The 1,076-nt window shown below is 61.4% G+C and carries 2 protein-coding genes; one reads left to right on the top strand and one right to left on the bottom strand.

The window, feature by feature from the left end; translation table 11 throughout:
• Positions 1-130 precede the first annotated feature (130 nt).
• Positions 131-370, bottom strand: a complete 240-nt coding sequence (locus ACXJL8_RS41800; protein ID WP_456622706.1) for a hypothetical protein — start codon at positions 368-370, stop codon at positions 131-133.
• Positions 371-598: 228 nt separating this feature from the next.
• Between ACXJL8_RS41800 and ACXJL8_RS41795 the strand changes: the two genes are divergently transcribed.
• On the top strand, positions 599-1,076 hold a 478-nt coding region (locus ACXJL8_RS41795; protein ID WP_456687116.1), incomplete at its 3' end, for a toprim domain-containing protein.

Below are 1,076 nucleotides of genomic sequence, written 5' to 3'. Positions count from 1 at the left end.
TTAGCGGCCCTCGAAGGGCGACGGCCCGGCTGCATCAGCGGGCCGCTCATCCTTCGAGGCTCGGCTTGCGATGCATTCGCATCTCAAGCCTCACACCTCAGGATGACGGAACTGTTGGTGAGCCCCACCCTCACGACAGCTTGCGCCTGCTCCGCAGCCGCAGATGCTCATCGGCCTCCAGCTTGGTCATGCCCAAGAGATAATGCAGCACGTCGAGCTTGTGGCGCTCGGCGAGCTTGCGCAGTGCCCCGACCTGCTCGGCGATGAAGGCGACCGCTTCGTCGACGCCGCCCTCTCCCGGTTCCTCGTTGCGCGAGCCTCCCCGCGCGCCCAACGCGGCGCGCGCTCGTTTCTTTCCTGGCTTAGTCACCAGACCCCACCCCGAATCCATGCCCCGAGGGAACATTACGCTGATAGGGATCGCAACTCAAAGGTGGTATTTTGCAACTTTCTCGATATGAAACTTTTCCCATCGGAGCGCCTTTCAACACCCTTCGATTTGACAGCGAGGGTCGCACCACCCATGTTCGGGTCGAAACGGCCGATCCGAATCCTTTCGAATTCGGCCCCATATTTCCCCGTAAGTTACTGGAACTACATGAATATCGTCATTGTGGAGTCGCCGGCGAAAGCCAAGACGATCAACAAATATTTGGGCTCGTCCTATGAGGTTCTGGCCTCGTTCGGCCATGTCCGCGACCTCCCGGCGAAGAACGGTTCCGTCGATCCCGACGCCAATTTCAAGATGATCTGGGAGATCGACCCCAAGGCGGCCGGCCGGCTCAACGATATTGCCAAGTCCCTGAAAGGCGCCGACCGCCTGATTCTCGCCACCGACCCTGATCGCGAGGGCGAGGCCATCTCCTGGCACGTGCTGGAGGTGCTGAAAGAGAAGCGCGCGCTGAAGGACCACAAGATCGAGCGCGTGGTGTTCAACGCCATCACCAAGCAGGCCGTCACGGACGCCATGAAGCATCCGCGCCAGATCGACGGCGCGCTGGTCGACGCCTATATGGCGCGCCGCGCGCTGGACTATCTGGTCGGCTTCACCCTCTCCCCCGTGCTGTGGCGCAAGC

This window comes from Bradyrhizobium sp. P5_C11_2, assembly GCF_054049755.1.
The sequence above is the reverse complement of the archived record's forward strand: the minus strand, read 5'-3'. Positions and strand labels throughout refer to the sequence as shown.